Genomic DNA, 9350 nt, shown 5'->3' with positions numbered 1-9350 from the left:
GCTATATCGACGCACGAAACCTGAGTTATTGAGTACGCCTCAAACTGGCGCAAGCCCTGTCATTCAGGCATTTGAGAACCGTCCCACGCTTTCCAGAAGATGCAGGACGATTTGGAAGGAACTGCTGGACATTCGAAATCGTCAAAGCAAATTGTTTGGATTAGGTCATATTGTCTGACCTGCTCCCCAAAAATTTCCGCGTTTTGACGTTAGCCTGTTCTCCACGCGAGGAGATAGACAACGCGGAAAAGCCGATTCAGCGAACCAAAGATGGCCGCTGGACTTCGTGTCTGACAGCCTGTCAGACGGGCGCCGTTTCCGGGCTCTGTGCGTCATCGATGACCTCGGCCGGGAGTGCCTGGCTTGCGTGATCGACACATCGCTATCCGGTCAGCGGGTTGCTCGGAAGCTCGACAATAACGCCCAGGCGCGCGGCTACCATTTTCCTGTCACGACCGGGCTGACATTCCAGCTTGCGTTGAACGCGTTTGATTGCCGTGGGCAGTTCACAACCCATACCTTTTCCAGACCATTGGCAGGGTTCAGGGGTAGTAGCTGCGTACCAGAGCGGTGGCGATCAGGCTCCAGCCATCTGCGACTACAAAAAATGCCAGTTTGAAGGGCAGGGACACGATAGCAGGCGGCACCATCATCATCCCCATGGACATCAGGACTGCAGCAACAACAAGATCAATGACCAGAAATGGCAGGAAGACGAGAAACCCGATTTGAAAAGCGCGCGAAATTTCCGACAGCAGGAAGCTAGGGACTAGCGCCGATAACGGAGCTTCGGCCACGGGATCCATGCCCTGGGTTTCCGGCCTGAGATCCGCAATTGCATAAAATGTGTCCGGATCCAACCGGTTCGCCATGAAGGCACGGAAGGGCTCCAAGCTGCGGGTGATGGCCACGCCCGGTTCCAGCCTTTCTTCCAGCAGCGGATTGATGCCAGTGGTCCAGGCCTCGGTAAAGACGGGTTCCATCACAAAATAGGTCAGAAACAGCGCCAGACTGATGATCAGCATGTTGGGCGGTGCTTGCTGCAGCCCGATGCCTTGACGCAGAATCGATAGGACTGTCACCAGGAATGGAAAACAGGTGATCATGATCAGCAGGCCCGGAGCCAGGCTGAGCACAGTAATCAGCAGGATCAGCTGGATCGAGCGGGCGGAGATCGATTCGCCGTCTGCCAGCGAAAGGCTCAGTTCTTGAGCCAGGGCGGTGTGCGGCATGGCCAGCAGGATTGCTGCAGCCAGGGCCGCCCGCACAATAGTCTTGTGTGTCATCCCAAACCGCTTTGAAGATCAGCAATTTCTGTCAGGCGCACGGCCAGCTGGCCAGCCTGATCTCCCTCCAGCTCTTCGAGCTGGCCACGGGCGACCAGCCGGTCGCCGACGTAAAGATCCACGGGGTCTTCGACCCGTTTGTCCAGTGTGAGAATTGCATTTTCGCCAAGGCTGACCAGGTCACGGATCAGCGGCCGGGCTTTGCCGACAGAGACAACCACTTCGACGGGAACCGAAACAAAGGGATTGTTTGCATCAGCGGATTTCATATTCAGGTCGGCAGCATCATCCATACTGGCTGTCCTCTTTCGCGTGATAGGTGAAGGCCTCTATCGAGTCCTGGATCGATTCTAGAAGGGCGTCGCAATTGATTTCGCATTCGGTGCTGCCAATGCGCAGATAGGCTTGTCCGGGAGACAGCACACTGTCTTCCTGCACTGTGACCGGAACGGAGAAATTGTCCGGCAACAGGCTGCGCACTGGTGCCGCCTCCCCGGGAGCGACCACGATCTGCATCGGCTGGTCGGTCTGGCCTTTGGCCATATCAGCAAGCTGATCGACGATATGATGCCCGAAAGAGGCAGCCATGGCATCTGGCAGCACTGCACTGGTCAGCACCTTGAACATCGGGTCCAGCGAATCCAGCAGCTGACTTTGGGCTTCGTGATAAGTGAAACTGAGATCTTCCAGAGAATTGGCCAGCTCGGTCGAAATCCGGCTGCTTTCCTGGTCTTTGGCCGTTACGGCATCATCCCACCCGGCGCTGTAGCCGTTCTCAAAGGAAGCCAGCCGCTGCTCTTCTATGAGTTCCTCGGAAACTGCGGGCAGGGCAGGCTCTGCCGAGGTGTTCATTGCGAAGTCTTCGAGCAAATGTGCAATCGTCATCAGGCTTGCTCCTTGTTTTCTTCCAGCCAGCCGCGCAGGATCTGGACGGTTTCTTCCTGCCGCTCGCCAATCAAGTTGCGCAGACGGTCGACCGGATCATCCATGCTGCCGCCCAGTGCCGGAAAACCGGCCGCCCCCATCATGTCGCCGCCAGTACCCATTGCCGGCAGGTCGCCCAAGGGTTCGAACTGTCCGGTTTCGTTGTTTTCAATTTCACCCTCTAGTGCGAGTCCCGAACCAAGTTCAGGCGCAGTCATGAAGCCGTCGCCGCCAACACCTGGCAGCCCAGGCAGCCCGCCACCATCCGGACCAGTCAGCGCCGCCACCGGAGCTGCCTGATTCGACAGGATCGGGCGTACGACGAACAGGCCCAGGATCAGGCTGACCAGGGCCAGAGCCGCAAGCTGGATCAGCGACATTGCGTCAAAGTAGAGGTTGTCCATGAACCCTGCGGTGGCCACGGACCCCTGCGGTTCCACTGTCGGCAACTCCATGGACTTGAGCGTAATCACATCCCCGCGGTCCGCGTCAAAACCGACAGCGGCGGAAATCAACTCCCGCAAGGCGGCCAATTCGTCTTCCGGCCGGGGCTGGAAGACAGTTTCACCTGCGTCATTTGTCACCGCAGAGCCATTGACCAGCACTGCAACAGTCAGGCGCTTGATAGCCCCGGGACCGCGGAGGATCTCTTTCTCGGTTTCCGAAATTTCATAATTGATTCGCTCCCGGGTGGCGCTGGTATTGGCTTTTGACCCTTGGCCAGAGGCCGCGTCACCGTCGGGAATATTGGAGGCAACCGTGACCTCTCCGGATTGGTTGGTAGAGGAGTCGGCGCGTTCCTCGACGTCGGTGCTGACGGCGACACGGCTTTTCGGGTCCACCCGCTTTTCCCGGATTGATTCGGTGTCGGTGACGGTCGCGACACTCACTTCCACCACTGCATTGCCCTGGCCGACGCGTGCCTCAACCAATCGGATGACACGTTCGCGCAGCGTTTGGGACCGGTCATCGGTTCCGGCACCGGCGGCTGCAGTGGCATCCGAAGACCCGATCAACGCGCCGTTGGCATCAATCACTGCAACGTTTTCAACGGCAAGGCCGGTCACCGCAGACGAAATGAGGAAGCGGATCGCATTTGCTTGCGCAGGTGTTACCGGGGATCCCATCGGTACGACTGAAACCGACGCGGTGGGTTCTACGGTGCGCTGAAAGGGATTCGAGCCGGCATTGGCGATATGCACCCGTGCCTGGCTTACATGCGGGCTGCCAACAATAGTGCGGGCCAGCTCGCCTTCCTTTGCGCGCCAATAAGCGGCGTCAAACATCTGCGAGGTGGTGCCAAAGCCACTGAGCGAATCGAGCAGCTCGTACCCTTTGCCGCCATTGGCGGGCAGGCCTTCGCTGGCCAGTGTCATCCGAAATTCGTCACGCTGCGTTGACGGCACGTAGATTGAGCTGCCACGCACTTCATATTGGGCACCGCGCTGTTCCAGCGCCCGCACCACATCTCCGGCCGAGCCGCTTTCCAGCCCGGCATAGAGCAGTGTCATTGTTGGCTTGCTTGCCACATGGGACATCGCGATCACGCTGAGAATCATGATTACCGTGGCACCCACGGCTATCAGACGCTTTCGCATGTCCATTTCAGCCCAGACATTCTTGATCTGCTGCACATTAACCTCCGTCGCACCGGCGTTCTCTCCGGCGTGCAACCCTTTTGACGGATCGGCCTTAACATTCGGTTAGTTCCTCGCAGGTTATGAAGATGCTGCACGACGTTTTAGGGATAGCCATGACAGACGCTGCAGTAGACACACAAGCAGAAGCCCCGGCCAAGAAAAGCAAACTGCCCCTGATTATCGGGGTGGTGCTGGCATTGGCTGGCGGCGGCGGAGGTTTCTTCGCCGTACAGTCAGGCCTTCTTCCCTTTGGTCAAAAAGCAGCGCCAGAACCGGCGCATGCGGCCGAAGAGGCGCCAGAAGGCGTGGACAGTGGTGAGACGGCGGAGGATATCGCCAATCTTGCCTTTATCGAAATGGACCCGATTGTGATTACCCTGCGTAAAGCCAGCGGTATCAAGCATTTGCGGTTCCGCGCGCAACTTGAGGTCGATCTGGCTCACCAAGCCGAGGTCGAGAAAATCCTCCCGCGGGTTATCGATGTCCTTAACAGCTACCTGAGAGCACTGGAGCTAGAGGATCTGACTGATCCGATGGCGCTGCCGAAACTGAGGGCGCAGATGCTGCGGCGGATCAATATTGCAACCGGCCAGGGCCGGGTGCGTGATCTGCTGATTATGGATTTCGTACTGAATTAGGAGGACAGGATGGAAATTATTGCTGATATCCTGCTTGCGGCCGGTGCGCTGGGTGCCGGATTCTATTGTCTGGTACTGTCGCGCAGGCTGAAGCGGTTCAATGATTTGGAAAAAGGTGTGGGCGGTGCAGTTGCCGTCCTGTCTGCCCAGGTCGATGATCTGAACAAGTCACTGCAATCGGCGCAACAGGTGTCCGACGGCTCCAGCAAGGCGCTGCAGCAACTGACGGGCCGGGCCGAAACAGTGGCTCAGCGGCTGGAACTGATGATGGCATCCATGCATGACATCCCCGAGGCCGGAACTGCGGCTCCGGCAGCTAGACCTTCGGCCGAGGACGACGCGATGGCGGCCGCATACGAGGCCGATTCGCAGCCGTCTGCTGAAGAACAGGACGAGGCAAAGCCTTCCGGCTTGATGTTCGTCCGGCATAACCGCAGCCAGAATCGGGTGGCGTAATGGCAAAAGCAGCAAAGAAAACCAAGCGGTTCCGGCGCAGCGGCACCTTGATGATGCTGGCGGTGCTGCTGATGGGATCCGCTGCGGTCCGGCTGGCTCTTGAAGCGGGGCCCGCAATTGCCCGTGAAGTGGCCAGCCTGCAGGAACCCGGCGGCGATGCGCAGCCTCACAAGGGGGAGCCGCAGCGCGAATCGATGCCCACATCTGCAGAGCTGCAAACAATGCTGGCAGCCTTTAAGGAGCGGGAACAGGCTCTGGCCGCTCGTGAAGCGGAAATTCAGGACCGGATGAAAGCCCTGGAAATTGCTGATCAGGCAATCGACAAGAAACTGGCTTCGCTGGAGCAGGCCGAAGAGAATTTACGGGCAACGCTCGCGTTGGCGGATGGTGCGACCGAAGCGGATGTGACGCGTCTTACGTCGGTCTATGAACAGATGAAACCCAAAGAGGCCGCTGCTTTGTTTGAGGAAATGGATCCTGCCTTTGCGGCTGGTTTCCTCGCCCGGATGCAGCCCGAGGCTGCGGCGGGAATCATGGCAGGGCTGAGCCCGGAAGCCGCCTATACTATCAGCGTTGTTCTGGCTGGCCGCAACGGAGCAGTGCCGAAGGAGTAATTCGGCCGCCGCCGCTTAGTCTTTCCTTAGGAAGACTCGCCTAAGCTAATAAAAACCAATGGAATTCGGAGTGGACCCATGATCGGGATTGTAGGCATAGTTGTGATCTTTGTCATGGTGTTCGGCGGCTATCTCCTGGCCGGCGGCAAGATGGCGATCATTATTAAGGCCATGCCCTTTGAGTTGATGATGATCGGTGGTGCCGGAGCCGGTGCTTTTCTGATCGGCAACGATATGGGCGGCATCAAGCATACGTTGAAGGACGTCGGTAAGGTGTTCAAGGGCCCTAAGTGGAAACCGGACGACTACCGCGACCTGCTGTGCCTTCTGTTTGCTCTGATCCGGATCGCGCGGGCGAATCCGGTTGAAGTGGAGCAACACATTGAAGACCCCGAAAACTCCTCTGTCTTCAATAAATACCCCAAGATTCTGGCAGACAAGGAAACGGTGAACCTGATTTGCGACACCATGCGGTCGGCCTCGATGAACTATGACGATCCGCATCAGGTGGAAGAAGTTCTGGAAAAGCGCATGGAGGCCAACCTGCACCATGCAATGCACTCCAGCCATGCTTTGCAAACCCTGGCAGACGGGCTGCCGGCGCTGGGAATTGTTGCGGCGGTGCTTGGTATCATCAAAACTATGGGCTCTATTGATCAACCCCCGGAAGTTCTGGGTAAACTGATTGGCGGCGCTCTGGTCGGTACCTTTCTTGGCGTGTTCCTGGCTTATGGCCTCGTGGGTCCCTTTGCGACCAAGGTAAAAGCGGTAACCGAGGAAGACGCGCATTTTTATCAGCTTATCCGTGAGGTTCTGGTGGCCAATCTGCACAACCATGCAGCAGCAATATGCATCGAAGTCGGGCGCCAGAACACACCTTCGCATTTCCGTCCCGGCTTCGCTGAACTTGAAGAAGCCCTCAAATCGGTGAAACAGGACGCAGCATGATTTGGCGAGCACTTGCCACTGCAGTCGCGCTTCTGACGGCAGGAGCTGTCCAGGCGCAGACAATTGTGACCCGGTCAGGAGAGCACAACGGTTTCACCCGCCTGGTGATGCGCCTGCCGGATGGCGCGGACTGGTCGCTGGCTCAAAGCGGCACGACGGCGACAGTGAACATTGACGCGCCACAGGCAGTTTTCGATACTTCACGTGTCTTCAACCTGATCCCTCGCACCCGGTTGCAATCACTCGTGCAGAACGGGCCAGGTCAGCCGCTTCGATTGCAGCTAGGCTGTGACTGCACGGTCACGTCTTATGTTCAGAAGAATGGCTACTTGGTGCTTGATATACGTGATGGGGGTAAACCGGAAACACAGCGGCAGTATTCTGCTACCAGCAGTATTCTGCCACTCACTCCGCAGGCCACACAGAGCGGGTACAGGTTCAGTTTCTCTCAATCGGCCGCAGCTGACGCGCGGATGGCTCTGGAATTGGCAGCGGCTGTTGCGGGGCGAGCGGATCCGGCGCAAACAATCCGGCCGCAGGACGCTGAAGAAGCACCGGAACTGAGTGCAACCAAACAGCAAGAAGAAGCTGTAGAAGTCGTCTTGCCGTTGGATGGCAACAGCTTTCCGGATCAGACAGAAAACGCTGACGCCAATGCGGCTTCCGGACTCCCTGAGACCAGAGTGCTGCTCAACCTGGAAGAAACTGAGCGCGCGGCCGCGGTCCAAGATTCCGAGCAACGGTTGCTGCAACAAATCGGACGGGCTGCAAATCAAGGACTTTTGAGTGTTGCGGCAAATGGGCTTCCTGATGCCGATAGCGCTGCTGTATTGGATCCTCTGGGCCGTACAGACAGGCCGTTGAACCCTTTGGACCACATTTCCGTGACCTCTGCAATCGATCGCGAAACCGGGCTGAAGGCTGCCCTGACTGGTGGCAGCGGAGAAGCAGAGCATTGTTTGCAAAACCGTGATGTTGCCATTCATTCCTGGGGCAATGAAAGCCCGTTTGCGGATCAGCTGGCACCGGTGCGCAGCGCATTGGTCCGGGAATTTGATGATGTGAATCCAGCGAGTGTATTTGCACTCGCACGGATGTATCTCTATTTCGGCTTTGGCGCCGAAGCTCGCTCCATTTTGACTATTCTCCCTCCAGAAAATCAGGATGCGCCGGATATAGCCTATCTTGATGCAATGGCGATGCTGATGGATGGAGCAGTTCTGCCGGTTAATCACCCGTTCTCAGGACAGCAAGGCTGCGAAGGCGACAGTGCCCTGTGGGGCGCTTTGGCGGATGGTCTGGTCAAGAAGAGCGCCAACACCGACGCCATTCAGCAAGCGTTTTCCAAAATGCCGACTCACCTGCGGGTGCACTTGGGGCCTCGGATCAGCAAGATGTTTGCCGAAGCCGGAGATAACCATATCGCCGAGGCAGTGCTGAGAGCGGTTGACCGGACCGGGGTTGAGGACGTTCCGGAAATCAACCTTGCTGAGGCGGCGATTGCCGAATTGGCAGGCGATACCGAAAAGGTGGCCGAAGAGCTGACCAGCGAGGTTGCAGAACGGAACGGCAATGCACCGGCCGCACTGATCGATCTGGTTGCTCTTAGCGTCAAGGAGCGCAAGGCGCTGTCTCCTGACGTGCCGGATTTGATTGCCTCTTACGAACTTGAAAACCGCGAAACCGAGCTGGGAGCAGAGTTGCGTCAGGCGCAGGTCGCTTCTCTGGCCCTGATGGGGCAGTTTCAGGATGCTTTTCAAGAACTGAACAGCCTGTCTGAGCAGGACGGCCCGAATGCCCGGTCGGCAGCGCTGGAGCCGTTGATGCTGCTGTTGGCAGAACGTGCAGATGACGTGACATTTTTGCAGTACTCACTGGTTTTCTCTGGTCAGGCCAGCGCGGCTGAAGCCGCATCGGTAGCTCCGGCCGTTGCCCGCAGGCTGCTGGACCTTGGATTTGCCGAACAAGCACAGGGCCTGCTCACCAAGCTTGCGCTGGAGCCGGAAAACGAAGCTCGCCGCCTGATGATGGCCGAGGCCGCATTGGAGCTGGACAAGCCGCATCGGGCCCTTGTCGAGCTGATGGGGCTGGAAAGTTCCGAAGCCAACAAAATGCGAGCGGCAGCCTTGTGGCGCAATGGTGAATATGACCGGGCCGGTGAGTATCTTCTTGCCGAAGATGAGGCCAACGCAGCCGCCCGCGGGTTCTGGCATTCCGAAAACCTGGGCGCCATCGAAGCGATGGAGACTGGAGATGACGCGCAATTCGGTGCTGTTGCTTCTGTCACCACGCAAATTGGCGAAACTGCGCAAGATCCAGAGGGTTTGTCTCCGCTGGCTCACGCACGGGCCTTGGTTGAAAGCAGTGCGGGCACACGTGGCGGCATTGCTGATCTGTTGAACAAAGTTGGCACAGACTTGGAAAGCCCTTAGAATTTTCAGTGATCTGACAGAATGTTAACACAAACAAAGGCCGCCCGGATCAAGGGCGGCCTTTGTTTGTGCTGATAACACTTTGTCAACGGGCTGCCGGTAACGTGATGATCGGGTGAATCCTGATTTGGACGGGCAGAATGCCGGAAAACTATTTAGTACTTTGCCTGAAAGGGCTGTTTCTGCGCGCAATAGGCGCAGAAATCTGGGCGCGCTCTGTAACGAGTTCCGTTCTGAAATCTCACTTGATTGAGACTGACAGGCACCGATTGCCGGCAACCGGCATCGCAAAGCCTGATCGTCGGCACCGGTTGGCTGGCAGGCGGCTATTGGCGCGGCAACCGCAGGTGCTGACAAAGCTCCGGAAAACGGACATGCGCTTCAGATTGGATCCTTGGGCACCAATCCAGGC

Annotated in this window: 9 protein-coding genes and 1 pseudogene; 6 read left to right on the top strand and 4 right to left on the bottom strand. The window is 57.6% G+C overall.

From position 1 onward, the window contains the following. Window positions 1-262: 262 nt before the first annotated feature. Window positions 263-415: pseudogene (locus L1069_RS19460) on the top strand (IS3 family transposase); the annotation flags it as partial. Window positions 416-542: 127 nt separating this feature from the next. Here the strand turns inward: L1069_RS19460 and fliP are convergent. The 4 genes from fliP to fliF are packed head-to-tail and all read right to left on the bottom strand — an operon-like array spanning window position 543 to window position 3844. Then, complete coding sequence (gene fliP / locus L1069_RS19455) at window positions 543-1286, bottom strand: flagellar type III secretion system pore protein FliP (protein ID WP_129372546.1); 744 nt, start codon at window positions 1284-1286, stop codon at window positions 543-545. Next, window positions 1283-1579: a FliM/FliN family flagellar motor C-terminal domain-containing protein gene (locus tag L1069_RS19450; protein ID WP_027257075.1), complete on the bottom strand. Its 297-nt coding sequence runs from the start codon at window positions 1577-1579 to the stop codon at window positions 1283-1285. Before L1069_RS19450 ends, fliP begins: the two co-directional genes overlap by 4 nt. After that, entirely contained in the window at window positions 1572-2171 is a 600-nt protein-coding gene (locus L1069_RS19445) for an ABC transporter ATP-binding protein (protein ID WP_237456773.1), read from the bottom strand. The genes L1069_RS19450 and L1069_RS19445 overlap by 8 nt, the downstream gene beginning before the upstream one ends. Next, window positions 2171-3844, bottom strand: coding sequence for a flagellar basal-body MS-ring/collar protein FliF (gene fliF / locus L1069_RS19440; protein WP_129372544.1), 1674 nt, complete (start codon window positions 3842-3844; stop codon window positions 2171-2173). Before fliF ends, L1069_RS19445 begins: the two co-directional genes overlap by 1 nt. 119 nt (window positions 3845-3963) lie before the next feature. On the opposite strand from fliF, the gene L1069_RS19435 reads away from it, so the two are divergent. From L1069_RS19435 to L1069_RS19415, 5 genes are all read left to right on the top strand, one after another. Beyond that, on the top strand, window positions 3964-4488 hold the full coding sequence (locus tag L1069_RS19435) for a flagellar basal body-associated FliL family protein (RefSeq protein ID WP_134831370.1): 525 nt from the start codon (window positions 3964-3966) through the stop codon (window positions 4486-4488). 9 nt (window positions 4489-4497) lie between these two features. Continuing rightward, window positions 4498-4944, top strand: coding sequence for a hypothetical protein (locus tag L1069_RS19430; protein WP_237456772.1), 447 nt, complete (start codon window positions 4498-4500; stop codon window positions 4942-4944). After that, a complete protein-coding gene (locus L1069_RS19425; RefSeq protein WP_237456771.1) occupies window positions 4944-5558 on the top strand; it encodes a hypothetical protein in 615 nt (204 codons plus the stop codon). Before L1069_RS19430 ends, L1069_RS19425 begins: the two co-directional genes overlap by 1 nt. Window positions 5559-5636: 78 nt before the next feature. Further along, window positions 5637-6506, top strand: coding sequence for a flagellar motor stator protein MotA (gene motA / locus L1069_RS19420; protein ID WP_027257081.1), 870 nt, complete (start codon window positions 5637-5639; stop codon window positions 6504-6506). Further along, window positions 6503-8938, top strand: coding sequence for a hypothetical protein (locus L1069_RS19415; protein WP_237456770.1), 2436 nt, complete (start codon window positions 6503-6505; stop codon window positions 8936-8938). Before motA ends, L1069_RS19415 begins: the two co-directional genes overlap by 4 nt. Window positions 8939-9350: the final 412 nt, after the last annotated feature.

The organism is Leisingera sp. MMG026 (assembly GCF_021654205.1).
Classification (GTDB): domain Bacteria; phylum Pseudomonadota; class Alphaproteobacteria; order Rhodobacterales; family Rhodobacteraceae; genus Leisingera.
Note: the sequence above shows the minus strand (reverse complement) of the source record. Positions and strands in the feature narration are given on the sequence as shown.